Genomic DNA, 26,674 nt, shown 5'->3' on the forward strand with positions numbered 1-26,674 from the left:
TGACCTAAATATTTAAAAGTCTCATAAGATACATAATGAAAATTAGATATTGAAAGAAAGCATATGAATAAATAAATGTACAATTAAACAATAATCAACTCAAAACTACTCATGGCTGAGAAATTAATAAAGCCTAAAACCACTCGTCGTCAGATATCTGATTAAAATTACACAAACAAAAATTAATTGTAATGAAAGGAAATAGAATGGATCTTCCTTCTCTAGACAAACTTAAAGAATTAGAAAAAAGCGCAAGAGTAGATGGGAGTGGCATTGAATTTGACTCTCTATTAGGACTATGGAAATTTAATTCAGTTTGGAAGCAGGGCTCAGATACAGAAGACACGATTTCAAGCACTTTGCTACAGGTTCTTTCAGCCAGTCTAGAGTTGAAGAAGAATACACAGAATCCAAAAGAAGAGAAATTTACTATCGCCAACGCAATTAAATTTGGATTATTAACTCTGAGATTCAGTGGTTACGCAAATTTAGAAAGGAAGCAACCATTATTACCTTTTTCTTTTGATTGCATTCAAATAAAACTAGCTTCATTAACTATTCTAAAGAGATCTCTACCGTCACCTGATCAAAAGAAGAGGCCGTTTTTTGCACTAATAGCTATTGATCAAAATGGTAAATGGTTGTCAGCAAGAGGAAAGGGTGGGGGACTTGCTCTATGGGTAAAAGATAAATAAGCTACCAGGATTAAAATACCCTTAGATATTTTGTTCAGTAAACTCTTCTAATAATATTTGTAATAAGCAATATCTCCGTACATAAATTAATAAGCAAATGTTACATTTACGTAGTGACATCAAGCGATAACTTTATTTCTCAGAGAAATCCTATCAATAGAATTTGGATGCTCTCGAACAAATTTATTGAACTCAATAGCTAACTGTCTAGCTTCAAAAGCATCAATGGCATAAAACCCTAACTCATGTCTTTTGTTATCTAAATCTCGGTAGCTAACAGCGTATCTTTTGCAGGATGTAATCGGTCTTGAAGACAATTTTTTTAATATCAACTAACCATATCTTAAAAATAACAAAATAGTTCTGAAAGAAATCTACCGAACAATTTGGGATAGGAAACCGAATATAAAAAGACATAATGCTTTTGACCAATTAGATGTCAAATAATATCTGAACTAAATTCTTGATGACGATCGACGCGACCAAATTGTAGCTAAATTGCATCTTTAAAATTGTATAAAGTTTTAAAAGACTTAAAAATAACAAAGCGCCTAAATATTCAATTATTAGAAAAACTAATTACATTAATAATTTTTACTTTATAAATTTGGTATTTCTCCCTACATACAGACATTAAGTAAAAAGGTAACTTTAAAAAAATTATTCAATTAATCAAAGTTATGACTTTAGATATTTACAAAGCGATTGTTAAAGCATCCGAGCAAGGAAATTTATGGGGACTAAAACGAACTGATTACTAACTATGTTTAAATTCACCAAATTTAAGTTTATTCAACTCATTATATTATGGAATCTACCAATCGTAATTTTATTTATAGCAATAATCTCAATACCCATAGAATTATCTGATTCAATTTCAATTTTTTAACAACTCAGATTTCTAAACAAAAAAATTTCTTTTTAGTAGAGAAATAATTAATCAATAAGTGTAACCATAAAAATCTAGATATTCACTACTTTTAAACAGCTTGAATAGCTAGAAATAGTAAAAATCTGGTATTTGATCTATGCCATTCAATAAGTACACAGCGCGTGTTTGATTAAGCAGCTTTAAACTGAACACTACTGTTGTCGGTCCATGTCCAAGCAGACTTCTCCATTGTAGATAGATCGACTCTGTGGCTCGCCATCCAGTCTCCATTGGCTTCTATAAATTTCTCAATATTCCCCTCTGGGTGCTGATGTATAACAATGATTTTTTGAGGGTCATCATCACTACAACCTCTGTACAAGGGCTGAATATTAAACTCTCTATGCCTTCTGGTAGCTTCTTTGCTGTCGAAGATTGCAGCCCACTCATCAAAGGTGCTTTCAACCTTAAAAGTAAAAACTGAGGTGACAGTAGAAGACATCTAAAATTTTTAATATGGTCAAACGATACCCAAACAAAACAAAACTGACTAACAGTTGTTGTAAAAACTAGATAAATAAGAAAACTTTCTGCTAGAAATAGCTAATGCAAATACCAAGAAAAACCCTAAAACGAATCATTAACTTAATTGTTGTTCTAATCGTTGCCATTGTTGGTTTCATAAAAGTAAAGCACCCATTTAGTTATTTAATTGGAGTCCCTGTAACCAGTTGGGTCGTTTATCTTTTATGTAATGCCATGTGCACAGATATTCTTTTTGGAGAAACATTAGGTTGTTCAGAAAAAAGTATTTACAAGGAGAAATAAGCTAACTACGAATTAAAACTTTATCAATAACGGGAGAGAACCATATGTCCCTAACCTGAAAAGTACTTGCAAAGATAAACTCAAGTCAAGATATCGAATTAATCATAAAATTACTCTTGACCACTCAACATAACAAAATGATATTCGCTTTACTCAGTTGGAAATAATCTTTCTTTTAGCTGAATTAATACCATGTCTTTTAATAGGTTTTTTACTAGGACGATTTAAAAAAGATTTATCCCTAACGATATCTCGTCCTTTAATGAGCTATGGAATTCCTGTCAGCTTGATGGGGATATTACTTAAGTCTGGCCTTGAATTCCCTTTAATACAATCTGCGGCTTTAGCACTGGTAGCTATTGGCTTTTTAATGACTCTATTAAATTGCCTACCTGGTATAAAAAACTTAATACCAAACAGATCTCTTCAATTAGGTAGTGCATTCGGAAATACTGGGTATTTCGGAATACCAGTTTCACTAGCACTGCTTCCAAATCATGCTTTGATTTACAGCATAGGTTTTGACCTTGGTGCGACATTAGTAATTTGGAGTATCGGTCCAATACTGCTAACAGATCCTTCAAAAGTTTTAAGTTCTAATAGGTATTGGCAAAATTTCATAAAAGCAATCTTTAGAAGCCCTGCTGTAAAAGGACTGATTGGCGCATTAATAGTTCATTCATCACCATGGAATGAACAAATAACAGCCTTACTATGGATACCTTCAAGGGTTGTAATTGTTTTAGCACTTGTAATCGTTGGAATGCGTCTAAGTTGGCTGAGGAAAGAAAATCTCTCAAGAATAAAAATCCAAATAATATCCATAAAAAATGCTTTAATCATGAAACTGGTTGGATTGCCAGTCATTATGTTGATCATTTCCTCAGTGATCAGATTACCCAACGTCATGCGAGAAGCTTTAGTACTTCAATCAGCTGCGCCAACAGCAATATCTGTCTTACTAATATCCCAAGCAGCGTCAAGAGATGAAGATGAAGCCACATCGCTTGTTGTCTTAAGTACGATCATCGCCCTCATATCAATTCCTGCTTGGTTGATGATTTTAAGATTGTAAAAAGTTAACAACTATCGCCTTTTAACTCAACTTGTCTAAGTTGTAAGAAATACAATTTTTTTAATGACCTCAGCTACAGCAACAAAAGCGACAGCAAAGAGAACAGCGGCAGTAAAATCATCAGCAGTAAAATCTCAATCAATTTATTCATCAACCCAATCAAGATTTGCCAGTTCAAAGTTAATTCAAAACCTAGGTTCATCTAATGATGGGGTTCAATTCGAATTTTCAAGTTCGTTAAGAACTGCATTTGGAAGGGACTAAAATGATATGGACCTTTTAAAAACACTTTTTACAGTTGCTATATGTCTAGGTATTGGATGGGCAATCTCAAAAGGGATTATGTTTGGTTTGACTCATATTTAATATTCCTGAAGAATGGCATCCTACAAATGAAGAACTTGAAGTGATAGAAAGAGCATGTATGAAAGTCAAGATCTCATGCCAAAAAAATAAAAGCGCAAACAAATGCAAATAAAAAATATATTTCAAATATGCTTAACGCAATAGCAGCTCATTATCAAGAAAATTAATGGCTAAAGAATGGGAACCAAAAGAAGAACATCAAGCAGTTATTGCAAGGAGTATAGAGTTTATTTCTGATGAATTAGCTGAGTTACAAGAGGCTTTACGGTGTCCAAATTCATTTATTGTTGAAATAGCTAATAGGGTAGTATCTGAATATAAAACAAACCAAATCATCATTAGAAGAGATGAAGAATAAATGGAATTTCTGCAATCACATGATTTAAACCAATTGGGGCTTTGGACGCCTCTTATTGGAGGTATTCTTCTTTACGTTGGCTTAAATCTAAAAATCACTGAAGTTGATCCTAATGAGTAATCAATACATGAAAAATGGGTACAACGATAAGAAAAGGTTCAATTTATTAGAATAGTTTTGGATGAAACAAGGAACTCTTGAACTAATTTTTTTTGCTCTGATTTTCTTGAGTCTTCAATTTTGGTGGATAAGGATGACAATTAAAAATGGTCGAACTGGAGAAGTAGATAAATGGGGGCAAAAAACAAACCCAAAAAAACTAAATGAATTGGAGAAAGTGAAGCAAGATTTAGAAAAACTTTTTCGATCTTAGTGCTCAATACTACTAAAACTCTTTAAATAATGAACTATCAAATTTTGCTTGAAAGCTACGCTGCTGGTGAATGGATTAATAAAGACGAAATATCATTACTAGAATTAGAACTTGATTCTCAACTAGAATCTATTAAATTTTCTCGCACTCAAGGTTGCACAGAGAAAGCACCAAAGCACATTTGCGAGGCAGCTCAAGTTTGCGAAGGTAGTAGTTGGCTCACTTGCTTTGCTTCAATACTAGATAAGGCCAATCCCCTTTCCCTTGGGAATAAATCAAGAGGAGCAAAAGTTATTGATGCACTTATAGATAACAATTATTTAATGAATTAAAATAGTAGAAACATTTATCAATTCATTATTAATAGACAAATTATTATTAAACAAATCCAATGAGCAATAGTGAAAGTCGTGAAGAAAGGAAAAAACGTTTTAAAAATCTCTCAAGTGCAGAAAGAAAAATGTTGATTAGAAAGAAACTAGAATTACAAGGTTTAACAGAGGGAAGCGGTGTGAGGGGAAAGGATCAATCGTCTTACGACAAAGAAGAAATTATAGATTTAATTCTATTAACAAGATGTTTTCAAAAGAATAAATTTCAATAACTCATCCAACCAAAATTTGTTTTACGAAGTTAATCGCTGCAAAATGGGTATATGAATAAACCTATTAAAAAAAAGAAAATTACCTTTGCAAGGTTTGCTGTTCGTACTCTTGCTATTTCTGCAAGCACCCTCGCTCTATTTGATTTTCTAAAAGGAGACTATCAAGCAGGAGGGCTTCTAGCACTTGGATGGTTAACCATCGTGATCGGGGAGAAAAGGATGTTTAATGGGGAAAAGACAAATGAAGAAACCTAAGAAAATTTCCAACTGTTAACTATCAATAAATAGATCTATAAAATTCATTCAGCTTTTATTCTCTATGCCAACATAAAAGAGGTAAGAGTATATAAGACTTTAAATATTGAGGCATTTTATTCCACCCCATTAGTTCTATGAGTGAGACAAAGACAAATAAGAACTTCAATCTGACAGAAATGAAGTTCAAGTTTAATGATCTATTTACTGGAATTGCATTGCTTTTGTGTGCATTTTTATGTGCGTTTAGCCTTGCACTAATTGCAATAAGGCTAGGGCCAATAGCTAAATGGGCTAATTATCAGACTATTTGTGTAGAACAAGAAAGTTTAAAATCCCCAATCGAATGGGCGGTGCGTAAGTGCAATGGGAGGTCAAAAGTTTATCAAGTGAAGTGAAGGCAACTCAATTAAAGTTGAGTTGAGGCTTTTTACTATTCAGAAGATAACGTCTTTCGTAAGGACCCATAACATCAAATCAATAGTTTGTTTAGAGCCAAAACAATAGAAATCCTGCCAAAAGTCCAGACATATGACCTAACAAACTAATTCCAGGTAAGAATGACCAAATAATTCCAATACCGGTAAGCAAAGAAATAGATTTAAGTAATCTTGGATCTTTCTTTAGGTGACATCCAATGAACAAAAATCTTTTCTTTCCATAAATTGTAGTCATTAGAATAAACGCGTCGATACCAAATAAAACACCACTAAAGCCAATGGCTAGAGACATAGCATTTCTATAAATTAAAATATCTACGCACCAACAAATGAACGCTTGGAGAGGCATTATCAATAAAATAAAAGCCAGAAAGAAATAGTCACTTTGAAGGCTTAAAGATTTAAGAAAATATCTAGCTACGATGATTCCAGAGATATTTGCCAATAAATGATTAACATCACCATGAAAAAAATGGGATGTAATAATCCTGTATGGCTCATAAAACAAACGTCCAGACCAATAAGCAATGGAAGCCTTATCAATTATTCCAAAGAAATCTGTTGCAAAGAAGCAAATAGTGCAAGCCAAAAAGGGGACAAAATATTGCCAATCATCTTTTGAAATCTTCTCAAGCATTCGTAAATAGATTTACTAATAATCCAATCGTACTTCGTGAATATGATCTATCGAAAAACAAATAGGGTTAATTCTTTAACTATGTGAATAAGCTAAAATATTTACCTATCAAGAACATCACCCATAAAGAAAAGGACTAAGGCCTAAGGTGAACAAATCTATTATTGATATAAATGAAAATTGATGTAAAAAAGAGACTAAATCTCAATAGTTATGAATGGTGGAGAAACCACCGAAGGTTTGTAACCCTTGGATTATTTCTTGCAATTTTTGCAGGCTATGTCAGAGGTCCTTCAGCGAAAGACTTCAAAGTGAATGATATTTGCGGACGTCTAAGCGCTGATTTAATTACAGGGGAAAAGGCTGCAAGAGAATTGAAATTAGGAAAGAAAAGAATCGATGGACTAAAAGGAGAGAAAGCTGATATTACTAATCACTACTACCATGCCAAGTACTACTGCCAAGGCTACACAAAAGGCAATGTAGGATTGGGATACTAATGACATCTTTACTAAAATAGCCAGAGAAAAGCATTGCACTTTTCAGGCCGCTTTAACGGATCTGGCTTTTTGACTAAGCTTTTACAGCTTTAAGACTAACTTTTCTTGCGCGTTTCGCAGGTCTTCCTGCTACAGCCTTAGATGCTCTCTTTGAAACTGAGTTTGCGCTTGAAGTTGCTTTTTTAGCTTGAGCAGAAGCTACTTTCTTAACTGCTGTTTTAACTTTAGAAGTCTTAACTTTTGATTTTGCAGCGCTCTTGGCTGGAGCAGCTTTAGTTACTGCTTTCTTTGCAATTACTTTTTTAGCAGCAGTTTTTTTGATAGCAGCCTTTTTAGCTGAGGGTTTTGCTGAAACTTTTTTAGCACTCGTAGTCTTACGAGTACGGTGAGAGAGAATCAAAGCCCACTCATCAGCACTAACATTTGCAGGCTTATTTCCATGGATCTCAGAAACTTTTGCAGCTTTCTCAATATCCTTTATTAAGTTTTTCCAAGAAGCAGCATAACGCTTGTCAGATTGTGACTTAGCACCGCTCTCTACAAGAGTTTCAACAACTTGTGATGCTGTAACTTTTTTTCTTCTTCGGTTAAAAATTTCCTTTTGAAGAGTAGCGATCATTGCTTCGCCTTTAGCGCTAACTTTGATACTTAATTGAGACATTGAATTAAAAATTACCTATATACAACATCTAGCACATTGTGGGTATACAAACCGAACAATCTATTTACATGTAGATGTAAATAGAATTTGCATCTTATAAATTTACAAAAAAAACTATTCATAAAAAAGTGTAAGGAGTACCAGGCAAAGGTCATAGCAACGTTTTGGTATAGATAGGAAAAGTTTCTCTTATGGCGAGAATGACTATCAAGAAGGAATTAAAGGTTTAAAGCTTCTCAAAAAAGCAAGCAATAATCACCATAAACACAAAACACAAAAATTTGACCAATCACCTAGCTATCTATTGCAAATGTTCTTTCTAATTTTGCTTTTATTTGCTTTAAAGACGGTTCTGAGACCTTGAGTATTTTTTTATAGAAGCCAAAAAATTTAAGACACGCCAAGGGAACAAAAATTGTCAGTAGTAAGGTTTTAGTTGTAATCATAAGGATGTTATAAGCCATATCAGTGAGAGCCGCTCAAATATTACTTGTTAAACCTATATATAAACTCAAGGTCTTTAGGAAATTTTAGTTAAGGTCAAGGTGATAAGAACGAATTAACCAATTCAATAAAATGCAAGATAGGAATGATCTCAAAGCCCTTATTTACCAGGTAGCTGCAGCAACAGATAGAGGTCAAAGAATGAACGCGATGATTGCTCCCATGTATCAAAATAAATTAGTAGAGATGAATAAATTAGTTGAAAATATACTGCCCCTATCAGATGAAATAACTCAGAGCTCTATTGAAGGTGAATGGGAGCTTATTTACTCATCAGTTGAATTATTTAGAAGCTCTCCATTTTTTTTAGCCATTGAAAAGGCTTTAAACGACAAATCAAAAAGCGATTTATTTTTCAAGCTTCATCTTTTACAAGTTGGTTCATTTGGTTTATCAACAGTTGGAAGAGTCGGTCAATATCTCAATTTTAATAAAGGCGAAATGATCTCCACCTTTGATACCACTATCTTTGGACTTACAACCATCCCAATCCTTGGGTTTTTCAAGCTACTTCCTACCTTTGGTGGTCGCGTCATAACTCTGGCAAAGGGACTTCAACTAAAAGACAACATACTTTCTATGGAGTTAGAGAAGACTAAGGTGTCAGAGGTAGATGGTCTAGGGAAAATTCCATTTGTAAATTCAATTCTCATGGAAAGATGGTATCCAGTAAAGACCGTATGGAAACTTTTGCCATGGAACAAAGAAAATCCAAATTGTGAGATTAAAGTGATCTATGTTGACGAAAATTTAAGAATCATTAGAGATATGTACGGAGCATTATTTGTTTACATACGTCCATCAATTCCTCTTCTTGACCAAACAAAAAATTAAGTAAACTCCCTTCTTAAAACTTACTTCATTGCAGCAGTTCAGAAGAATTTGTAGTAGAAACTCTAAAGAAGAAAAATTTCTTTAAAGGAAAATAAATGAAAAATCCAGAAGTAATAGTAATTGGAAGTGGTATTGGAGGATTATGTTGCGGAGGATTGCTAGCAAAAGCTGGCAAAAAAGTCCTAATTCTTGAGGCTCACTCAAAACCAGGAGGAGCCGCTCATGGCTTTCAGAAAAATGGATATACATTTGAATCTGGACCGTCTCTTTGGAGTGGAATAGGTACTTGGCCCACGACAAATCCTTTAGGTCAAATCCTAAAAGCTCTTAACCAAAAAGTTGAATTAATTAAATATCAGGATTGGAATGTTCAAATTCCTGAAGGTGACTACACGATTGGAGTTGGAGATAGAAGATTCCTTGATCAGATCAGTTCAATTAGCGGAAATGATGCCATTAAAGAATGGGAAAATTTTATTCAAGTGATTAAACCAATTGGTGCAGCAGCTAATGCAATTCCCCTAATAGCGCTAAATCAAAACAAGGAAACTATTTTTCAGCTCTTAAGACGTAGTAAAACACTTCTCACTCACTTGAAATCTTTTAAATACCTAGGAGGAGCTTTTGGAAATTTAGTTGATGAACATCTTAAAGATCCATTTTTACGAAATTGGGTTGATTTATTATGCTTTCTAATAAGCGGTTTATCTAAAGACGAAACGAATGCAGCTGCGATGGCAACCCTTTTTGATGATTGGTTTAAACAAGATGCCTACCTCGAATATCCAAAGGGAGGAAGTGAATCTATCGTTAAAGCTCTATTAAATGGAATTTACTCATTTGAAGGAAAGCTCCAACTTAATTCAAAAGTTAGTCAGATAATCATCAAAAGGAATAAAGCAATTGGAGTTGAGTTAAAAAATGGTGAGAAAATACTTGCAGATCATATTGTTAGCAATGCAGATATTTGGAACACCCTTGATTTAATACCAAAAGAAATATCTCAAAAATGGAGAGAAGAAAAGTCCATGACTCCAAAATGCAAGTCATTTCTTCATCTACATCTTGGGTTTAATGCAGAAGGACTAGAAAATATTCCACTCCATTCAATATGGGTTGATGATTGGGCTAAAGGTATTACTGCCGAAAGAAATGTAGTAGTTCTCTCTATTCCATCTGTCTTGGATCCAACAATGTCTCCCCACAACAAACACATTCTTCACGGATATACACCTGCTAATGAGCCTTGGGGAATATGGGAAAATCTAAAAATAGGTACTAACGAATATGAAAAACAAAAAGAGGAGCGATGCTCAATCTTCTGGGAACCGGTAAAAAAACTAATCCCTGATATTCACGAAAGAATCGAAATAAAAATGCTAGGGACACCACTTACTCATCAAAGATTTTTAAATACAAAGAATGGAAGTTATGGTCCAGCCTTGTCAGCAGCTGAAGGGCTTTTCCCAGGGAATAAAACTCCAATTAAAAATCTTTTAATGTGCGGTTCGAGTACATTCCCAGGGATCGGGATTCCACCTGTAGCAGCAAGTGGTGCTCTGGCCGCTAATACAATTCTGGGTTCCAAATTCCAAAAGAATTTAATTGAAGAGCTAGGAATATAAGAGCGCTTATCTTTGATTGACAATTATTTAAGATCAATAGTCCAACGTCTTTGCCCCATTCGATCTGATTCTGAATAACAATGTGCAATCAAATCTCCATTTCTTCTCCTAACTGAACATTCTAGGCCGTCCTCCGTTTTGAAGAAAGCAGAAGTAGCCGGTGAGACGTCTTTTGAAATAGGAGAACCCAGATTATTTAAAATCAAAGACCAAATCAAATCTTCATCAGCATCTTTGCTAGCTGTGAATTGCATTTTCTGTCGACTCCTTTGTATTGGAGACTGAATCTGAGTTTAAAATATCAGAACCAGGAATACCCTTAGCAACGGAACCAATCAAGGTTGTATGAGATTCAGGATCTTTCTTTAAAGAAGTTACTCCAAGATCATTTTTTGATATCAAAATAAAAATAATTATCCCAACAAATGTCAAAATAATTGCTAATGCCAAGGAAGGATCCATATGGGATATTTATTAAGAGAACTAAAAATAAGACATACTTCAAAATCAATTTAACTCTGAGAAATAATTCTTATCCGTATTATTTATATGTGACTATCAACAAGTAAAAAACATTACACAACAATGTAATTAATAAAAAGAACTTAAATTTTAGTAAATTTAAAAGGCACTTAATACAAAGATTATTGGATAATCTTAAAAGCCTAATCAAGTAAATGAGCGAAAATAATCTTAATAGAAGTAATCCTGAAACAGCAAACCATCATTGGTTCCCATTTCTAAGATATAAAAAAGAATGTGAAGCAGCTGGGAAGGAAACAAGTATTAATGAATGGATGAGGGCAACTGGTCAACTCGATGCAAAAATAGCTCATGAAGAATCAGTAGCATTAGCAGCAAAATTAGCCGAAGAAAAAGAAGCTGACGCAAAAAAAGCAATAGAAAAAGAAACTGAAGAAAGAAAGACCGCCTTAAAGAAGGATATGCAACAGTCAACAAAATCTATAAGCGAAAATGAATCAGCGAAAAATTGAGTCAAATTCAAACTCAGTCAAATCTGAAATTCTATGAATAAAGTAAAAACAATTCTTACAAGCTTTTAAGAGCTTGAGCTTTTTAGAAAATATACTTAAAAATAATAAATAATTCAATTTCAATATAATAACTTTTGCTTTAGCGTCTTCAGAACTAGATGTTAGTTCATTCACTATAAATCTTATACTAATTACCTCTGTAGGCGTTTTACTAGGATTGGCAACATTTTTCCTCCTAAAATCTGCCCAAGGGTCTGCACTATAAAAACAGTAGATAAAATTCGATAAAGTTGAAGTCTTTACCTTATAAACCGAGGATTTTCACTTCAGACGGCATACTAGACAATATAAAAAATCATAACTATGACTAACTCACTCAACAAAGCTTTTACAGGTGTAATAGCTCTAGCTCTGATAGTGATAGCTGTAGGCCGTATCCCCTTTTCCAGAGAAAAAGAGCTCTCAAATTTATGCAGAGAATACTACACAATGTACCTTAATCAGAATGACTACTCACTAAAAGAAAAAAGCACAAAAATCAAATTGATTGCAAAGAAAACAGGTCTTAAAGCTGAGACAAATAATGTTGGTAATTTTTGTAATTCGTTCTATTTCAACCAAAGATAGATTTTAAATAAGAAAATAGAAAAGTATTCTGAAAAGATTTATCAATTCCTAATAGGAACAAATACATCCGTAATTATATCGATAGATTTAATATCAATTTAGTAGTAAAATAAGAATACTAACGAGGAACAATCATGAAGAAACAAACTTCATCAAATCTCCTTGAAAAAATTGATGTAGCTAAAGAAAGAATTAAGGAATTAGAAACAATGATTAATCATTGGGAAGATATCCAAGTTGAAGGCTTTTGGGATGCTGAATGCTCTATGTATCCATCATCTCCGGCTTGCCTTCTCTTTAATAATTGACCTTCAATCGGTATAACTTTAAGACAACTCAAGCAAATCATCTCAGATTAAAAGCTATTCTAGTAGCCTTATTAGTGTTAAAAATTAACTCATAGACCATAAGAATCACTTAATGAGAAGCAATGGGTATTTTTCTTTAACTGGTGAAATCTACATTCTTAAACTCATGATTCACAAAAAAATTTTATAGAGTTAAAAAAATTGTCGATAAAAAATGACGGAGCTATCAAAAGTCGTGTCGTCCAGTGACTTTGATGATTGGTTTTCTTTGAACGACACTGTTATGGGAGGCTCAAGTAAGGCAGTTTGTAGATCTTCCTCAAAAGGCCTCTCCCTGGAAGGTGTTGTAGTTGAGGAAAAAGGAGGTTTTGTTAGTTGCAAATCTCCAAAATTTTCACCTGCTCTAAATTTATCCAATTATCAAGGTTTTGAATTAAAAATAGAAGGTAAAGGTCGAACTTTAAAATTTGGAGTGTCATCTAAATATGGAATTTTTGGATTAAGAGAATTTTTCTTAGACAAATCACCTGGTGGGCTCAGATGGGTAGCAGAAATAGAAACAAAAAGATTTGGGACAACAACTACCAAAGTACCTTTTGAAAACCTTGAACCAACTGTTCTAGCAAAAAAAATTTCTTTACCAATTATATTTAAATCAGAATCTATAACCCAATTTCAATTACTACATTCCAAATTTGGCAAACCAGGTGAATTGAATCCTGGCTTTAAGCCTGGCAAAATAAATTTTGTATTACAATCTATTAGTGTCTATTAGCACAATTAGAAAAATAAATGTATTTATATTTTTCTGATTTCATAGGTAATAAAAATACAATGAATATTAAAAGTATTTCTCAAAGGAATGAACCACATAACAAATTAAATCTATGAAAAACACTTTTTATTGTATATACTCCAATTAATTCCGAAAACGTCCTTTAAATGGGACTGGTTTAAATATATAACCTCAATAAAATGAAGAACAAAGACTTACCACCGATATGTGGTTTTGAATTTGAAATTAATAAGTTAGTAAATAAGGAAAGAGAAAGTAGACAATTCGAGAAAAAGTCAAGGTTAGAGAATGTTAATTCAGGATTTGCATGTGCCCTCCATATGCATCAACCAACAATTCCAGCAGGTAAGAATGGAGAGCTTATTTCACATTTGCAATATATGTTTGAACACACTTCAGAAGGAGATAATCACAATGCCGAACCATTCGCTCAATGCTATAAACGTCTAGCTGAAATCATTCCAAGCCTGATAGATGAAGGATATGATCCCAAAATAATGCTTGATTACTCCGGTAATCTTCTTTGGGGAATCGAACAAATGGGTCGCGAGGATATTCTCGCTTCGTTAAAGCTCCTAACGTGTGATTGCACAGTTCAACCACATGTTGAGTGGCTAGGAACCTTTTGGAGTCATGCAGTAGCCTCTTCAACTCCACCTTCTGACTTTAAATTACAGATAACAGCCTGGCAGCACCACTTTTCGTCATTATTTGGAGAAGATGCATTGAGTCGAGTAAATGGGTTCTCTCTTCCTGAGATGCATCTTCCAAATCATCCGGATGTTCTATTTCAATTAATCAAAGCACTTAAGGAATGTGGATATCGTTGGGTAATGGTTCAAGAACATAGTGTTCAAAATATAGATGGCTCTAATCTAAGAGACGAGCAAAAATATATTCCCAATATGCTCAAAGCTCAAAGTAGTAATGGAGAGACCATCTCTATTCTTTCACTAATAAAAACTCAAGGATCAGATACAAAGCTTGTTGGGCAAATGCAACCTTATTACGAGGCAGTGGGGTTATCTAAACAGAATTTAGGGCAACAGATTATTCCCACTCTTGTTTCCCAAATAGCTGACGGAGAAAATGGCGGAGTAATGATGAACGAATTTCCTCAAGCATTTATTCAAGCATATAAAAAAATTGGTCCAAAAACGAATACAAGTCCCACAATTGCTATGAACGGATCTGAATACCTCGACTTCATAGAGACATTAAATATAGATGAAGATAGTTACCCATTGATACAAGCAATCAATCAACACAAAATATGGGAAAAAATATCAGGCCCAATAACACCAATTTCGTTTAAAAAAGCAATCGATGAATTAGAAGAAGAAGACCAATCTTTTTCTTTGAGTGGAGCCAGCTGGACTAACGATTTGAGTTGGGAAGATGGATATAAAAATGTTTTAGAACCAATTTCAAAACTTAGTTCCCATTTTCACCAAACATTTGACCATTTGATAGATCAAAATCCATCGTTAACAAAAAACGATAGATATCAAGAAGCGCTCCTATACCTTTTGCTATTAGAAACTAGCTGCTTCCGTTATTGGGGACAGGGGACTTGGACTGAATACGCTAAAACGATCTTCAAAAAAGGTGAAGAAGTTCTTAGAGACATAGAAATGTCAGCACAGAAAATTTAATCAATTTTGTAAAGGCATCAAACAAGAAAAAGAATTAACTAGCAAAAAACAAATTTTTGCGTTAAGGTCACCGACCAAAGCTTTAATAAAATGACTAGTACAAGTTTTGACAAAAATGGACTTGATAAAGCAGGTATTCATTGGATGCAATATCTTTCAATGACATCAATGTCATTGCTTATATTTCTTATAGCATTAGACAAAGCAGTTCCTAGCTTTCATCATTTTGTCTTACTTTCAATGGCCAAAGCAGGAATTATTTGTAATGGGATTGCTGGATAAAGCACTTTTTACAGATCCACTGATCTTGCTAAAGAAAAATATTAATATATGAAAGAGAAAATCAATCCAGGCAACGATGGGTACGATCCATCAGAGGAATACTTCAAAAAGAAAGATGACACATATGAAAATGAAACTGAAGAATATTTCCCTCAAGAAACTTCTAAGCCCCCCCATTATTAAAGCAACTAAAAAGGGCTGAAGATAATTTGAAATCAACTAATGATTATTATCTATGTGAAATGTATGTACCTTCTGGATAGAGCTTTGAAATTGCATTAAATCGCTTTGAGATTTGTCGTTCTTTGTCAATGTTGACTTTACGATTAAGAACCAAAACGTTGTGAACCATCCATAGAAAAAAGCCAACAAGCCAATACCAAGATATGGGATGAGCCAAAATTTTTATATATCATTGATTTTAAAGATGACAATATTGAAAGTTTTTTTCATCAGTATTTAAACCTTTTGTTATTACCTCAACATCAAAATTAATTTTTTAAAACCATCATTCAAGATTTTTGCTCTTTTCACTAGATCAACAACTTTGTTGGATTAGCGAGAAATACGTAGTCATTAAATAAATTTGTAAACATTTGGTGTAAATCAAGCGACACTGTTCGCAAGTATACTTATTCCTCCTGGGTTATTCATAGGCTGTTCTACCATTAATCTCCTCAGGATAAGGCAATTTATTTAGGCCTCTAATTTGAGATTAAGATTAGAGGATTTTTGAATTATTGAGAGAGCCGTAACCTATCTGGTTTGGTTTTATGATAAATATTCTAAAAATATGAGCTTTTCAAATGCCTTTCCATGCATATAGTTTGGCAATCGTTCTCCTCCGCACTGCTAGATATTGAACAATATGTAACACACTCAAGATAATCTTCAATTGGATCAACTTGTCCTTGGGACATTTTCTTAGTATCTATTGTATTCATAAAAGTCTCCAATAATTAAGTTTAATTTATCCTTTCTTTTTATTTTTTTCTATCGGTATTACTTACTAACTTAATAGCATAAGAAATACTGATGCATAAATCAAATTTACATTAAAAAGCAATGGCGAAAAAGAGATGAATCTTCGAATTAATGGCTAAAAATAATAGTTATATAAAACAAATACATGAAGCAAGGAAACGTCAGGATGGAATTAAATCAAAACTAAAATGATTTTTTTGCTATTTTCTCAATTTTATTCTGATTCCAATTCTTTCTCTAATAGCTTTTATCGGAATCATATCTTTCATTTGATCATCAATTTGCTTTCTAATTAAATTCCTAAATAATTGGGAAAGCAAAACCAAAATCAAAAGGGATACTACAAGGGTTAACAATGCGATTAATGAATAAGTATCCATCTTAAAGCTCTCTATATATTGCCCATTCATCACCATCAGCCGTAACTTCAGATAGTAAAGCAACAGCTATATCGGACTGATCAGAACGTTTAACAATAATCTCTTTACCACCAATATACGGATCATTGAACTCTGATTTTGAACGACTAGCCTCCAACTGTTCAGATGGTGTCAAAAGTTCAAGAATTTTAATCCATATCTCATCATCTGAAGCGAAAGGAGGAACAGAAAACTTACTCGGACTATTTCTTTTTTTATCCATATTATTTAATTTCCAGCATTAAGCTCTTTTACTTCATTAACTAATCGTTCTTGTCGTTCAGGCGTAATAAATCCAAGAGATGCACACTCATTAATGTCTTGAATTGGATCTGATAGTCCATCGTGTTTTTCTAGCCATCCCTCAGTGCACCCTTTACATGCTAATTCATTCAATTCATTAGCCAAAGACTCTGCTTTCAAGCTATCCATCAACAAAAATTTAAATACTTCTTTATTTATACTTTACTGTCGTTCAATAACTCAAGGAAAAATCAATAAGCCTTATTCAACAAAATTGCAAAGTTATAAAATTTGAACCCTATCAATAGATTAATGGAATCAAAGAAACTAAGAACTAGAAAAATTAGGTTAGGAGCTCATGCAGCTTCCTTTTTGAATTCACGGTAAATAGAAATGTCTATAGGTCTATTCACATCAGATTGAAAATCAACTATGTCTTGATAAATCTCATTAGGTAAAGGTTCCATTTCACATCTTGAATAACATTTGCTGTTGTCGATCTTTTTCGATGAAAACCTGTTGCTTAAGCGCTTAAAGATAAACAATGTCACAGTGCAACTTGTGTTAGTTATATCGTTTGAAGCTGTAGATGCAATATGCAAAACTACCAGGCTTCTCTATCAATTGAGTGAGTAGTTATTACTAATAATATTTTTTTGTAGAAGTTGCCACTTCATATCAATTTGAATAAAGAGCAATATTAAAAGAGAATATAAAAAAAAATAACCTTATCACCAAATGAGCTGACTCCGTACATAAGAAAAAATACAACAAAAGTTTGATGAAGCTCAAATATTTTTAATGAAAAATGCTTTTCATCAAGCCAAAAAAGGTCTTTTACAAGACATCGAAAATGCTAACGGTATAAATAAAAAAAACCAACTAACATCCTCCCAGACAACGGAAGCGAAAACAACAAAGTCTGTAGGGACAAAAGTAAAGTGGTAAACATATAAATCTATACATCCTCTAATATTCACTTACCCTTTCAATGGCAACTGAAATCACTGTTTTAGACTTCAAGATTAGTAATACTTTTTCAGAGTATTGCACTCATATGAATGCTCCAGAGCAGCAAACGATGTTTAAAGAAATGGGTGTTAAAACTTTTTATATCGGTGAATGCATAGGAGACTCTAAAAGAGAAACTGTTATGCCTGAAGGATCAGAGAATGTTTTATATAACATTTTCATTAGTCCTGAAACAAAGCCTATTGTTGAAGCCTCTGGTCATATTTATGAAGAAACAAAAATCACATGATGAGAAAACAATTGTCTTAATTGCTAATTTTCACGTTTTGAACATGCTAAAGAAATCGTATTAGGAATCATAGGTATTGAATGTTTTTTGCCGTCTGGGCTTACATATATATTCTCTTTCCCATATTCTGTATCAATGATTTTTTCAAAATGAGTCCCCTTTGGAAGATGTAAAAAATATTTTTGTGCTCTGTTCATCTTTTTTATACAGCTATTTAAAAATAACTAGAATATTTCCCAACGACAACAAATTGATTGTTTTATGAAAGTTTTGGTAGCTAACTATTGAATTTTTCTAAAGCAGTTAATAATCTTCCCACTCTAGTTCCATTAACTCCAAGATCGCCACCACCATATCTTGATGCCGATTTGATTTGAATCTTCTTATCTATTTTTAAAATCTCCAAGTCATCTGGAAATCTCCAAATCAAACTACGACAAACCCCTTTCCAATAATGTTCATTACTAACTAAAACCTTGGTTCTAGGGATTTTCTGGGCAATCGTGACAAGTTGATCAAAGGTCTTGTCAACATCTCCAAATTCTTTTTGAAAGAAAACACAATTAAGTGGATTTAAGCAGGGACTAAGACCTGATTTAAGATCTGGCATATATTCTATTAGTTCATATATTGATCATGCAAAAATTTTATGCCCCCCCTGGTCTTTTTTTTCATTAACTTATTACTCAGTTATGTCTAGTTCTCCCTACTAAAAATACTCATGGGAAAAAGATTCTTCAATTAGGTTAAACTCTAAAGTCTTTTTGAACATGAAACGATTAGATAAGACAGGGATGATACTAATTGTATTCAGTGTGGCCTCAACACTTCCTTATCAGTTTCATTATCTCTCTTCTATGAGTTAAATAAAATTAATCCCTCTCTCGATAGATAGTGCTAATTAAAGGTCTTTTGATTAGAGGCGGCTCAGTCCCATACCCAATCCATATAAAACCAATAATTTCCTCCTCGCTTGAGTTTATTTGTGCAATTTTATAGGTATTAGGGTCTTTAGTGATTTTTCCTGTTGACCACTTGCAACCAACATCATCACCAACAAGTGAAAGCGACAGGTTTTGAATCGCGCAAGCACAAGCAGCATAATCTTCGAGTTTTTGAACTTGATTATCAGTACATACTTGAGTGGCAACAAGCAAATGGGAAGGGTTTAGCATTTTGTCTCTTATCTTTTTCAAACTAGATTCATCTATTTTCATATCACCAAACTTCAGAGTTAGCTGTAGTTGATATAAAAGTTCCCTTTTTTTTATCCCAATGCTGGTAAAACGCCATGGGAAAGTCCTTCTATGGCAAGGTGCCTGATTAGCTGCAAATATTGATTTTTCAATTACTTCTCTAGGAACACGTTTTTTAGAAAAGATATGAAGAGTCCTTCGTTTTTTAATTGCTTCAGCTATTTCCATGATTTTTTCTTGACGTTATTAACTACACTATTAGCCATAGTGAAAATTTTACAAAAAGTTAGTTTAGAGACCTGTATAAATAAAAGGCGTTTAAATCATCTCCAGCTTGAATCTCACATCTAATAAACCATGGTTAGTTGAAAATCACTTATCAAGCAACTTTGTCAAGAATTACATTTGATGGTTTTGAAAATAACGAGACGAGTTGGCCCATGGGTGTCTTGAATACGCGTTCGACAATTTCTCCATCATTAATAATTACCTTCGTATTCAAGGATCCAGAAGGTAGATTTACAGATCTTTTTTTCAGAAGAATCTCTAGCTCTGGATAATGATCATTAGGTTTAAGAACCTCTTTTAACTCAGGATGCAGATCTAAGATTGCGTCATCAAAGGCCTTAAACTTTTTCGTTAAAACCATACTTTGAGAAAGCTGTTACTTACTGACTTGTAACCTACTGATCTGATGACGTAAAGAGTATTTAAACCAAGATCAGGATAAAATTAATAAGACTTTAAATAAAGCTTTAATGAGCAAAGAATAAATTCATATAGTAAGTTTTACTGGTAACTAAAAGAGCAAAGTAGTCATTAATAGCTAGTAGCATCAACCACTCGCTGTTCATGATGAGAAATAGACGTTACATTAGAACTTCTGTCACTTAAAACTGACTGTGTGAAAACAGTAATAGCTGCAATACTTGGTGTAATAGGTACTAAAATAAATAAGGCCAATAAACTACTGTTAGGTTTAAATAATCTTTGCATTAATTAATAAAAGGTTCGAATATTATTCTCAACAACTTTTAAGTGATTTGCGTGTGCGGTTTCCCTTGAATAAAGCTATTAGTTTGACCTGTAATACCATCTAAACACCTTTGGTCTTTTCCAGAGCATTGAATAAATAGCTTCAAGTGCCTTTTGAGTTTTAGGCAACTTGCAACTAGGCCATGACTGTTGAGTAATCATTGTGATTATTTCGGAGTCATTCTTATTTCTACATCGGATGCCACCCATAAAACCAGAGTAATAGAACTCAGGCAAAAATACATAGAACTAAACTATGAATCAGCTAGTTTTTTATTTGGAAAATAAGCATAAAAAAAAGGGGGATTTTATCACCCCCCCTTTTGTAAATCCATTAAATTACTTTTGGTAAGTATTACCTCTGTAAGTTAAGGATGCTTGCATCTGCTTTTTAGCTTCTGCTTGCCTAGATGTGTAGACGTTACTTCTGTAACTAAGTTCTACAACTTTTTTTGGAGTAGCTTCTTTGTGTTGAAGGTACTCTTGGCCTCTGTAAGTAAGAACAGTCATTGCTCTTTCTAGTAGTGCCCAAGACCCCGTTCCATGTCTCGAGTCTTACTGCAGCTTGTTATTTAGCTGAACGTGTATCAAATATAACAGAAATTATCTTTAAACGATGTTCTTCGTGATACATAAAACAGTTAATTATGCAATGTTAAACGAAATAGTTGCATTTCTTACTAAAAAGCACCCTTAAATCACTAAGTAAGTTAATTATTTATCCTCTTTTTTCTTTTTTAAACTAAATCAACATTCCTCCTATTCCCTCTTCTTACAAAAGTCATTAAAGCACTAAAAAAAGGATTCTAATATCGAAAATTATCAAATTAACTAACGGCTTAAACCCAGATGAAGCAATATTTTGAAAAATTGAATCAAATATTTTCATAGCATTTCAAGAAGGTAAACCATTAAGTAACCACACAAAAGCCTCGTTATTTAATACCCAGTTTCTAAAAACTACTATCACTATTAAATTAATCAAAAGAAACATGAACAAACGAAGTTTTGGATCATCTATCCCCATAAATCTGTTGTAATTTAGTTTTTGTTAGGCAAGGCCAGTTACAAAAATTTTAACAATTATGGGGCTAGAGGAAGTTGGTAAGCAGTTAAAAGAATATGTATGATTTTCAATCCGCTTTAAAAGGCCTACCACCTTTACTTAAATAATCCATATAGTCATCAGACTCTTTGAGGTAATAATTCCTGCTTTGACCAATATATCTAGCTTCAATTAAGAGATCCGTAACATCAGGCCAAAAAGATTCAGGGACCAACTCAAGAGGATTAATAGCATTTGGATTCCAATTTAACTCAGTCAAAAATAGAAACCAAATCGACTTGCACTTGTTGAAATCAGATAAACAATCTGAATTAAAATTATTCATTTATAAATTGGACTGATTGAGCTGCTTTATCAGCTTTGATTCTTGCCTCTTCGAGGGTTTCAGCTTTTGCGACAGCTACTCCCATTCGACGATGTTCAGTAGAGCTCGGCTTGCCAAAAATAAATACAGCTGTATTCGATTGACATAAGGCATCTTCAAGTCCCGTAAAAGCTATGTTTGAAGTTTTCAGGGAAGCCAAAATCACTCTGCTCGCAGAAGCTTCATGACAAATTATCTCTGGAATTGGGATACCTAAAACAGCTCTAAGGTGTAATTCAAACTCATTTAAATTTTGACTAATCAAAGTTACTAAGCCTGTGTCATGTGGTCTTGGTGACAGCTCTGAAAAAATCACATCCTCACCCTTTATAAAAAATTCAACGCCAAACAAACCAACTCCACCAAGATTATCAGTGACACATTTGGCTATCTTTTGAGCCTTATCTAAAACACTTTCACTTAATGTAGCTGGTTGCCAACTACATTGATAATCTCCATTCTTTTGCTCGTGTCCTATCGGTGCACAAAATAATGTTTTACCATTAAATTGCCTAATAGTTAATAAAGTGATTTCTAAATCAAAGTCAATAAATTCCTCTAATATAATTTTATTTGATTTACCTCTTGATTTTTCAATAGCCAAATTCCAAGCCTGGACTAAATCATTTTTATTATTAACTAAACTTTGTCCTTTACCTGAAGAACTCATAACTGGCTTAATCAATAAAGGATAACCAATCTCCTCTGCACGCAAATTAAGCTCGGATTGATTCATCGCATAACTAAATTTTGCCGTTCTGATATTTAATTCGTTAGCAGCTAAGTCTCTGATTTTATCTCTATTCATAGTTATTGCAGTGGCTCTAGCATTTGGTATTACTGTGATTTTTTGTTCGATTTCCTTTAATACATCTACTGCAAGAGCCTCAATTTCAGGAATAATTATATCAGGATTACATTTATATATAACTTCTTTTAATTCACTACCATTATTCATATTTAATACTTCAAATTGATCGGCTATCTGCATGGCTGGCGCATCATTATATCTGTCACATGCAATAACATAACAACCTAATCTTTGTGCTGCTATTGCCACCTCTTTTCCTAGTTCTCCACTACCTAAAAGCATTATTTTCTTTGGGAAAACGTTCATAATCACATCTATAGGCCAATAAATATATAAATATAATATCCCTCAAACAGAATTAATTATTAGAAAAGGAAGTAGAAATTAACAGAGACACTGAAAGGGGAAAATTATTCTTAGTACAACAGAGCGCTTGTTGTTGATGGATAAAATCAATTGATCATTCGCGATTGTTTTTCAACTCAATAAGATGGAAGAATGATATTGCCACAACAACAAGTAATTTTTGTATACCTACTTTTGAGTACTGCAATGCTATTGATTTTGGACATTAGGTACAACACTTTTGAAAACAATGAAAACAAGCTTATAAAAGCAATTACTAATCCAAAAACTATATCTAATTTTTCACATTAGTCCTATAAAGAGCTGATTGGCTATACAAGCTCTTTACGAGTGGAGAAAAGTTAGTTAAAAGGAAGGAATAACTTCGACTTATTTATTGGAATGGTTGCTAAGAAGAAAATTAAAGACTTCAAGGACTTGGATCAGTTCCCAGATTTAAAAGAAGCTCTTGTACCAGCTATTAAGACATTGCCCTCAGGTTCAATGAATACTAAAGTAATCATTACTGAAGGCGAAATTGTAGAGAGAGTTTATAAAACACCAAAAGGTGAAGTTATATCTCTTTTCCAAAATGATTTGTCGAAAGAAGCTGCCTAAAATCTCTACTTAAAATCAATTATTTTAGTATTTCTCTATGAAAGGATAGTTTCATATTGTCAGCACACCAAGAAAAGATGGCAAAGAAAACATCCAAATATTGAGCAAATCTGTAATCCTAGTTTATTGTTTTAATTGATCAATGTCTTCTAAAGAAGAAATCCTATCCATCCTAGAAGCCTTTGCCTCAACAGAGAGAATGGGATCATTCTTTTTAGACAATGCAACCCCTGACTTTTTATTTATAAGACCAAGTGGGAATCCCATTGACGCAAAAGGTTTTCAAGAGATGTGGTCCTCAGGAGATCTTGTATTAGAAAGCGCGGAAGTCACAAAGGTGCACAAATTTGAATTCTTAGGTTCAAATGCTGCAATGTGCGTTTTCACCCTAGGCTCAAAATTTACTTATAAAGGGACTCAAAATGATGACCTCCCTACAGTAACTTCGATTTTTAAAAAGATTGATGATAAATGGAAAGTAGCGTGGATGCAAAGATCTTCAGGCCAGTCAGATATGACTTTGTGGAACGACTAATTTATATTTCCTTCTTAATGGTTAAGTGTTCGTAAATTCTATATATATCCTTACGTCTGAAGTACTCATCATTCAACAAGATAGATAATTTAAAAGAGAAAAAGTTAATAGTCGTAAATGCAAGAAAAGCCAAATGTTGAAGAGTTGATTGCAGATTCAATGACATTGCTCCTAATTAGAGCCCAAAAGCTACCTAAAAGGGAAAGACTAGCAATTGCTCAAGAGTTTAGAGAATGGCTTAATGGTAGTTGCAAAGTAGAAGATATATTGATCCTAGACACAAGAATCAAATAGAAATAACTACATCAAGTTGATAAACATCAATATTACCGAATTAATTTGCATTTCGTTAATCAAACAAAAAATCCATTAAAAAAGCCCCTTCCGTAATCACAGACAAGAGGCTTTTAATTTAGAGTTGGAAGTTCGGACTATACAATTCCTGGGATAATCCAGCCTGTTATTCCGTAATTAATCACTGCAGCAAAGAAACCCATCATCGCGAGACGGCCATTCATTTGCTCTGCTGTTTTCCAGTAGTTTGTTTCTTTGTTCATTACACAACACCTGGAATGATTTGACCGGTTGTTAGATATGCACCGATTAGTGCCCAACATCCAACAAATGCTGCGTAGCCATTTAGTCTTTCAGCAATAACTTTGCCTTCTTCAACTCTTGGAGTTTCAGTGATTTGGTTTTTCATTAAACGACACCTGGGATAAGTTGACCAGTTGTCAGGTAGATACCTGTTAGTAGAACGAATGCCATCATGGCTGGTCTGCCGATGCTTCTTTCTAGGATTGTTTTGTTAGATGGTTGCATTGTTATGAGTAGTTATTGGTTTAGAAAATTCCAGGAATGATTTGACCTGTTGCGAAGTATGAAACCAAAAGGCTGAACATTCCGATCATTGCCCAACGGCCATTTGTCTTTTCTGCTTCCTCTGGATAGCTGGTGTAGTCCTCTACAAGCTGAGGCTGTGTTTCACGGCCAAAGATGTTTTGCTTGCCGTACTCAGTGATTACTTGAGATGGAGATGAACTTGTCATTGCTGGAATTGCGTTGATGTGAACAAATGTAAAGTATGAATTTTCTAAGTGGAAGATACGGTCGGGTACGGCTTACTCACTTCATGAAGAACTTAAAGTGGATTTTCAACAAAACAATTCCAATGAAGATTACTTAATGGATTAAATATAGAATTGCTAAATCCTGGTTAGATTCTGCTACTTTTCTTCTTAAAAAAGTTAATGCCTCATCATTCATACTTGACTCCGAAATCATTTTTTCTGCTTCATTGATACCATGCTCAAGATTTTTAATTTTTAATTGGAGAACTTCCCTATCTTTTCTGCACTGCGCCAGTGTGAAGTCATCAATCATTTTAGTAAATATTTTAAGCAGCTAAAAATTTTACTTAGCTTAATAGGTCAAATAAAATGTTTAAAAACTCTAATCTAGAATCTAATGTTTTATGACCAAATTCCTTTTGTTGTTGTTTTAAAATGGATTGACCCTCTGCCCCTAATGCTGAAGAAATAAATTTCTGATCTTCTGAAATCCACGTATTAACCATCTCATCGTCAATCTCAACGTGAAATTGCATCCCATAAGCTAATGGACCAATACTAAATAATTGCTCCTTACATCTACAACTACTAGCGATAAGCTCTGCAGAATGAGGCAATAAAATTCTATCTCCATGCCAATGCAAAACAGGGAAAGGATGTCTTAAAAGTCTTGTCAGCTTGAAGTTATCCTCTAGTGATTGAGGAAAGATATAGTCCCACCCTATTTCAGCTAATGGTTGATGAGATACCTCCTCCTGAATCATTTCAACATCACCACCAGCTGCATACGCTAAAAGTTGAGCACCCAAGCATACTCCTATTAATCCAACGCCTTGATTTAAAGCTTCTTTTATTAGACCAATTTCCTCAACAAGCCATGGATAAGTTGAAGCACCAATGTCTCTTATACCCATAGGTCCACCCAACACCAAAAGTAAATCTCCATTCCTAAGTTCTGGAAGAGAGTCTCCTAGATCCAAACGAAAAATACAAACACTAAATCCTCTTTCCTTAGCAAGATTGACAAACAGTCCGGGTCGCTCTCGTTCTAAATGCTGGAGAACAAGTAAACGACTCATAAATAAATTAAAAATCTACATTTTCATTTGGAGTAAAAACCGAGCAATACAACTTGATGAATAGCTCTGCCTCACTTTCATCATTACCCTCATATTTGAGCTTGAGGTCTTTTATTGCAACTAAAGCAGTTTTCTCTTTCAACCTATATCTTGCACAAGTATCTAGAACTTTAAACATTCGGGTAGTAACTGCTTCCGAAGGAATGCTTAGACCTAAAAAGACAGTCAATAATAGTAGATATTTCATATGGATAATTCAATCATCTTTTTTAGATAAAGCTCTAGAGTGTTGGAACCATTTATTGCTTTTATACAAAAGGAGAAACATTGTAGACAAAAGAAAAAAAGTAAGCGCTTCT

Annotated in this window: 47 protein-coding genes; 24 read left to right on the top strand and 23 right to left on the bottom strand. The window is 33.6% G+C overall.

Features of this window, described 5'->3' with window-relative positions; all coding sequences use genetic code 11:
* The first annotated feature begins 206 nt into the window (after window positions 1-206).
* Window positions 207-695 carry a hypothetical protein gene (locus O5637_RS02565; RefSeq protein ID WP_269605851.1) on the top strand — a complete coding sequence of 163 codons (489 nt, stop codon included), beginning with the start codon at window positions 207-209 and terminating at the stop codon, window positions 693-695.
* Between the two features lie 119 nt (window positions 696-814).
* On the opposite strand, the gene O5637_RS02570 is transcribed toward O5637_RS02565, so the two are convergent.
* A complete protein-coding gene (locus tag O5637_RS02570) occupies window positions 815-1,012 on the bottom strand; it encodes a hypothetical protein (protein WP_269605853.1) in 198 nt (65 codons plus the stop codon).
* 744 nt (window positions 1,013-1,756) lie between these two features.
* Window positions 1,757-2,068 (bottom strand): DUF3764 family protein, encoded by a 312-nt coding sequence (locus O5637_RS02575; protein WP_158466703.1) that lies wholly within the window; start codon window positions 2,066-2,068, stop codon window positions 1,757-1,759.
* Window positions 2,069-2,172: 104 nt separating this feature from the next.
* On the opposite strand from O5637_RS02575, the gene O5637_RS02580 reads away from it, so the two are divergent.
* From O5637_RS02580 to O5637_RS02620, 9 genes are all read left to right on the top strand, one after another.
* Window positions 2,173-2,394 (top strand): hypothetical protein, encoded by a 222-nt coding sequence (locus O5637_RS02580; RefSeq protein ID WP_269605856.1) that lies wholly within the window; start codon window positions 2,173-2,175, stop codon window positions 2,392-2,394.
* Window positions 2,395-2,551: 157 nt separating this feature from the next.
* Complete coding sequence (locus tag O5637_RS02585; protein ID WP_269605857.1) at window positions 2,552-3,469, top strand: AEC family transporter; 918 nt, start codon at window positions 2,552-2,554, stop codon at window positions 3,467-3,469.
* 63 nt (window positions 3,470-3,532) lie between these two features.
* Window positions 3,533-3,733, top strand: a complete 201-nt coding sequence (locus O5637_RS02590; protein WP_269605859.1) for a hypothetical protein — start codon at window positions 3,533-3,535, stop codon at window positions 3,731-3,733.
* 268 nt (window positions 3,734-4,001) lie between these two features.
* Complete coding sequence (locus O5637_RS02595; RefSeq protein WP_158466707.1) at window positions 4,002-4,193, top strand: hypothetical protein; 192 nt, start codon at window positions 4,002-4,004, stop codon at window positions 4,191-4,193.
* 181 nt (window positions 4,194-4,374) lie between these two features.
* On the top strand, window positions 4,375-4,566 hold the full coding sequence (locus tag O5637_RS02600; protein WP_269605861.1) for a hypothetical protein: 192 nt from the start codon (window positions 4,375-4,377) through the stop codon (window positions 4,564-4,566).
* Window positions 4,567-4,595: 29 nt separating this feature from the next.
* Complete coding sequence (locus O5637_RS02605) at window positions 4,596-4,898, top strand: hypothetical protein (protein WP_269605862.1); 303 nt, start codon at window positions 4,596-4,598, stop codon at window positions 4,896-4,898.
* Window positions 4,899-4,957: 59 nt separating this feature from the next.
* Window positions 4,958-5,170: a hypothetical protein gene (locus O5637_RS02610; RefSeq protein ID WP_269605864.1), complete on the top strand. Its 213-nt coding sequence runs from the start codon at window positions 4,958-4,960 to the stop codon at window positions 5,168-5,170.
* 51 nt (window positions 5,171-5,221) lie between these two features.
* Window positions 5,222-5,425 (top strand): hypothetical protein, encoded by a 204-nt coding sequence (locus tag O5637_RS02615; protein WP_269605866.1) that lies wholly within the window; start codon window positions 5,222-5,224, stop codon window positions 5,423-5,425.
* A 137-nt stretch (window positions 5,426-5,562) separates the two neighbouring features.
* Complete coding sequence (locus O5637_RS02620) at window positions 5,563-5,823, top strand: hypothetical protein (RefSeq protein ID WP_269605868.1); 261 nt, start codon at window positions 5,563-5,565, stop codon at window positions 5,821-5,823.
* A gap of 91 nt (window positions 5,824-5,914) precedes the next feature.
* Here the strand turns inward: O5637_RS02620 and O5637_RS02625 are convergent, their stop codons facing one another.
* A complete protein-coding gene (locus tag O5637_RS02625; RefSeq protein ID WP_269605870.1) occupies window positions 5,915-6,502 on the bottom strand; it encodes a rhomboid family intramembrane serine protease in 588 nt (195 codons plus the stop codon).
* A 173-nt stretch (window positions 6,503-6,675) separates the two neighbouring features.
* On the opposite strand from O5637_RS02625, the gene O5637_RS02630 reads away from it, so the two are divergent.
* On the top strand, window positions 6,676-7,002 hold the full coding sequence (locus tag O5637_RS02630; protein ID WP_269605872.1) for a hypothetical protein: 327 nt from the start codon (window positions 6,676-6,678) through the stop codon (window positions 7,000-7,002).
* Between the two features lie 73 nt (window positions 7,003-7,075).
* On the opposite strand, the gene O5637_RS02635 is transcribed toward O5637_RS02630, so the two are convergent.
* Window positions 7,076-7,663 (bottom strand): hypothetical protein, encoded by a 588-nt coding sequence (locus tag O5637_RS02635; protein ID WP_269605874.1) that lies wholly within the window; start codon window positions 7,661-7,663, stop codon window positions 7,076-7,078.
* Between the two features lie 576 nt (window positions 7,664-8,239).
* Here O5637_RS02635 and O5637_RS02640 point away from each other — a divergent pair.
* Together O5637_RS02640 and O5637_RS02645 are read left to right on the top strand one after the other, a co-directional pair.
* Window positions 8,240-9,001: a PAP/fibrillin family protein gene (locus O5637_RS02640; protein WP_269605876.1), complete on the top strand. Its 762-nt coding sequence runs from the start codon at window positions 8,240-8,242 to the stop codon at window positions 8,999-9,001.
* 95 nt (window positions 9,002-9,096) lie between these two features.
* On the top strand, window positions 9,097-10,626 hold the full coding sequence (locus tag O5637_RS02645) for a phytoene desaturase family protein (protein WP_269605878.1): 1,530 nt from the start codon (window positions 9,097-9,099) through the stop codon (window positions 10,624-10,626).
* A 23-nt stretch (window positions 10,627-10,649) separates the two neighbouring features.
* On the opposite strand, the gene O5637_RS02650 is transcribed toward O5637_RS02645, so the two are convergent.
* Together O5637_RS02650 and O5637_RS02655 are read right to left on the bottom strand one after the other, a co-directional pair.
* A complete protein-coding gene (locus O5637_RS02650) occupies window positions 10,650-10,880 on the bottom strand; it encodes a hypothetical protein (RefSeq protein ID WP_269605879.1) in 231 nt (76 codons plus the stop codon).
* On the bottom strand, window positions 10,864-11,088 hold the full coding sequence (locus tag O5637_RS02655; protein WP_269605881.1) for a hypothetical protein: 225 nt from the start codon (window positions 11,086-11,088) through the stop codon (window positions 10,864-10,866). Before O5637_RS02655 ends, O5637_RS02650 begins: the two co-directional genes overlap by 17 nt.
* Before the next feature lie 215 nt (window positions 11,089-11,303).
* Here O5637_RS02655 and O5637_RS02660 point away from each other — a divergent pair, with 215 nt between their 5' ends.
* From O5637_RS02660 to O5637_RS02690, 7 genes are all read left to right on the top strand, one after another.
* Window positions 11,304-11,621 carry a hypothetical protein gene (locus tag O5637_RS02660; protein ID WP_269605882.1) on the top strand — a complete coding sequence of 106 codons (318 nt, stop codon included), beginning with the start codon at window positions 11,304-11,306 and terminating at the stop codon, window positions 11,619-11,621.
* 363 nt (window positions 11,622-11,984) lie between these two features.
* Window positions 11,985-12,248 carry a hypothetical protein gene (locus tag O5637_RS02665; RefSeq protein ID WP_269605883.1) on the top strand — a complete coding sequence of 88 codons (264 nt, stop codon included), beginning with the start codon at window positions 11,985-11,987 and terminating at the stop codon, window positions 12,246-12,248.
* A gap of 134 nt (window positions 12,249-12,382) precedes the next feature.
* Window positions 12,383-12,556, top strand: coding sequence for a hypothetical protein (locus O5637_RS02670; protein ID WP_269605884.1), 174 nt, complete (start codon window positions 12,383-12,385; stop codon window positions 12,554-12,556).
* Between the two features lie 214 nt (window positions 12,557-12,770).
* Window positions 12,771-13,331: a CIA30 family protein gene (locus O5637_RS02675; RefSeq protein WP_269605885.1), complete on the top strand. Its 561-nt coding sequence runs from the start codon at window positions 12,771-12,773 to the stop codon at window positions 13,329-13,331.
* 200 nt (window positions 13,332-13,531) lie between these two features.
* Window positions 13,532-15,007 carry a glycosyl hydrolase family 57 gene (locus tag O5637_RS02680; RefSeq protein ID WP_269605887.1) on the top strand — a complete coding sequence of 492 codons (1,476 nt, stop codon included), beginning with the start codon at window positions 13,532-13,534 and terminating at the stop codon, window positions 15,005-15,007.
* 90 nt (window positions 15,008-15,097) lie between these two features.
* Window positions 15,098-15,289 carry a hypothetical protein gene (locus O5637_RS02685; protein WP_269605889.1) on the top strand — a complete coding sequence of 64 codons (192 nt, stop codon included), beginning with the start codon at window positions 15,098-15,100 and terminating at the stop codon, window positions 15,287-15,289.
* A gap of 48 nt (window positions 15,290-15,337) precedes the next feature.
* The gene (locus O5637_RS02690; RefSeq protein WP_269605891.1) at window positions 15,338-15,472 is read left to right on the top strand and encodes a hypothetical protein; all 135 of its coding nucleotides are present in this window, start codon (window positions 15,338-15,340) and stop codon (window positions 15,470-15,472) included.
* A gap of 1,001 nt (window positions 15,473-16,473) precedes the next feature.
* On the opposite strand, the gene O5637_RS02695 is transcribed toward O5637_RS02690, so the two are convergent.
* The 3 genes from O5637_RS02695 to O5637_RS02705 are packed head-to-tail and all read right to left on the bottom strand — an operon-like array spanning window position 16,474 to window position 17,124.
* Window positions 16,474-16,653, bottom strand: a complete 180-nt coding sequence (locus O5637_RS02695; protein ID WP_269605893.1) for a hypothetical protein — start codon at window positions 16,651-16,653, stop codon at window positions 16,474-16,476.
* 1 nt (window position 16,654) lies between these two features.
* Complete coding sequence (locus tag O5637_RS02700) at window positions 16,655-16,915, bottom strand: hypothetical protein (RefSeq protein WP_269605895.1); 261 nt, start codon at window positions 16,913-16,915, stop codon at window positions 16,655-16,657.
* A gap of 5 nt (window positions 16,916-16,920) precedes the next feature.
* Window positions 16,921-17,124 (bottom strand): hypothetical protein, encoded by a 204-nt coding sequence (locus O5637_RS02705; protein WP_269605897.1) that lies wholly within the window; start codon window positions 17,122-17,124, stop codon window positions 16,921-16,923.
* Between the two features lie 802 nt (window positions 17,125-17,926).
* Between O5637_RS02705 and O5637_RS02710 the strand changes: the two genes are divergently transcribed.
* Window positions 17,927-18,196 carry a DUF3764 family protein gene (locus O5637_RS02710; protein WP_269605898.1) on the top strand — a complete coding sequence of 90 codons (270 nt, stop codon included), beginning with the start codon at window positions 17,927-17,929 and terminating at the stop codon, window positions 18,194-18,196.
* A 23-nt stretch (window positions 18,197-18,219) separates the two neighbouring features.
* On the opposite strand, the gene O5637_RS02715 is transcribed toward O5637_RS02710, so the two are convergent.
* The 7 genes from O5637_RS02715 to purT form a co-directional block, all read right to left on the bottom strand.
* Complete coding sequence (locus tag O5637_RS02715) at window positions 18,220-18,393, bottom strand: hypothetical protein (protein ID WP_269605900.1); 174 nt, start codon at window positions 18,391-18,393, stop codon at window positions 18,220-18,222.
* An 80-nt stretch (window positions 18,394-18,473) separates the two neighbouring features.
* Entirely contained in the window at window positions 18,474-18,806 is a 333-nt protein-coding gene (locus O5637_RS02720; protein ID WP_269605901.1) for a DUF1499 domain-containing protein, read from the bottom strand.
* A 262-nt stretch (window positions 18,807-19,068) separates the two neighbouring features.
* Window positions 19,069-19,620 carry a nitroreductase family protein gene (locus O5637_RS02725; RefSeq protein WP_269605903.1) on the bottom strand — a complete coding sequence of 184 codons (552 nt, stop codon included), beginning with the start codon at window positions 19,618-19,620 and terminating at the stop codon, window positions 19,069-19,071.
* Window positions 19,621-19,771: 151 nt separating this feature from the next.
* Entirely contained in the window at window positions 19,772-20,041 is a 270-nt protein-coding gene (locus tag O5637_RS02730) for a hypothetical protein (protein WP_269605904.1), read from the bottom strand.
* A gap of 725 nt (window positions 20,042-20,766) precedes the next feature.
* Window positions 20,767-20,937 (bottom strand): DUF4278 domain-containing protein, encoded by a 171-nt coding sequence (locus tag O5637_RS02735; protein ID WP_269605905.1) that lies wholly within the window; start codon window positions 20,935-20,937, stop codon window positions 20,767-20,769.
* A 623-nt stretch (window positions 20,938-21,560) separates the two neighbouring features.
* Window positions 21,561-21,752, bottom strand: coding sequence for a hypothetical protein (locus O5637_RS02740; protein ID WP_269605906.1), 192 nt, complete (start codon window positions 21,750-21,752; stop codon window positions 21,561-21,563).
* Window positions 21,753-21,810: 58 nt separating this feature from the next.
* A complete protein-coding gene (gene purT / locus O5637_RS02745; RefSeq protein WP_269605908.1) occupies window positions 21,811-22,974 on the bottom strand; it encodes a formate-dependent phosphoribosylglycinamide formyltransferase in 1,164 nt (387 codons plus the stop codon).
* A 441-nt stretch (window positions 22,975-23,415) separates the two neighbouring features.
* Between purT and O5637_RS02750 the strand changes: the two genes are divergently transcribed.
* The 3 genes from O5637_RS02750 (at window position 23,416) to O5637_RS02760 (ending at window position 24,460) form a co-directional block, all read left to right on the top strand.
* Window positions 23,416-23,631, top strand: coding sequence for a hypothetical protein (locus tag O5637_RS02750; protein ID WP_269605909.1), 216 nt, complete (start codon window positions 23,416-23,418; stop codon window positions 23,629-23,631).
* A gap of 142 nt (window positions 23,632-23,773) precedes the next feature.
* Window positions 23,774-24,166, top strand: coding sequence for a DUF3804 family protein (locus O5637_RS02755; protein WP_269605911.1), 393 nt, complete (start codon window positions 23,774-23,776; stop codon window positions 24,164-24,166).
* Window positions 24,167-24,283: 117 nt separating this feature from the next.
* Window positions 24,284-24,460 (top strand): hypothetical protein, encoded by a 177-nt coding sequence (locus O5637_RS02760; protein WP_269605913.1) that lies wholly within the window; start codon window positions 24,284-24,286, stop codon window positions 24,458-24,460.
* Window positions 24,461-24,597: 137 nt separating this feature from the next.
* Here the strand turns inward: O5637_RS02760 and O5637_RS02765 are convergent, their stop codons facing one another.
* The 7 genes from O5637_RS02765 to O5637_RS02795 all read right to left on the bottom strand — a co-directional run bounded on the left by O5637_RS02765 (window position 24,598) and on the right by O5637_RS02795 (window position 26,562).
* A complete protein-coding gene (locus O5637_RS02765; protein ID WP_332299753.1) occupies window positions 24,598-24,783 on the bottom strand; it encodes a chlorophyll a/b-binding protein in 186 nt (61 codons plus the stop codon).
* On the bottom strand, window positions 24,723-24,869 hold the full coding sequence (locus O5637_RS02770) for a high light inducible protein (protein ID WP_269605758.1): 147 nt from the start codon (window positions 24,867-24,869) through the stop codon (window positions 24,723-24,725). Before O5637_RS02770 ends, O5637_RS02765 begins: the two co-directional genes overlap by 61 nt.
* Complete coding sequence (locus O5637_RS02775; protein WP_011294968.1) at window positions 24,869-24,988, bottom strand: high light inducible protein; 120 nt, start codon at window positions 24,986-24,988, stop codon at window positions 24,869-24,871. The genes O5637_RS02770 and O5637_RS02775 overlap by 1 nt, the downstream gene beginning before the upstream one ends.
* Window positions 24,989-25,008: 20 nt before the next feature.
* Window positions 25,009-25,215, bottom strand: a complete 207-nt coding sequence (locus tag O5637_RS02780) for a high light inducible protein (protein WP_269605917.1) — start codon at window positions 25,213-25,215, stop codon at window positions 25,009-25,011.
* 133 nt (window positions 25,216-25,348) lie between these two features.
* On the bottom strand, window positions 25,349-25,549 hold the full coding sequence (locus O5637_RS02785) for a hypothetical protein (protein WP_269605919.1): 201 nt from the start codon (window positions 25,547-25,549) through the stop codon (window positions 25,349-25,351).
* Window positions 25,550-25,583: 34 nt separating this feature from the next.
* Window positions 25,584-26,315: a type 1 glutamine amidotransferase gene (locus O5637_RS02790; RefSeq protein ID WP_269605921.1), complete on the bottom strand. Its 732-nt coding sequence runs from the start codon at window positions 26,313-26,315 to the stop codon at window positions 25,584-25,586.
* Between the two features lie 7 nt (window positions 26,316-26,322).
* Window positions 26,323-26,562: a non-structural protein (NS2)-like protein gene (locus O5637_RS02795; protein ID WP_269605923.1), complete on the bottom strand. Its 240-nt coding sequence runs from the start codon at window positions 26,560-26,562 to the stop codon at window positions 26,323-26,325.
* Between the last annotated feature and the right edge of the window lie 112 nt (window positions 26,563-26,674).

It is taken from the genome of Prochlorococcus marinus str. MIT 0917, assembly GCF_027359575.1.
GTDB lineage: Bacteria > Cyanobacteriota > Cyanobacteriia > PCC-6307 > Cyanobiaceae > Prochlorococcus_B > Prochlorococcus_B marinus_D.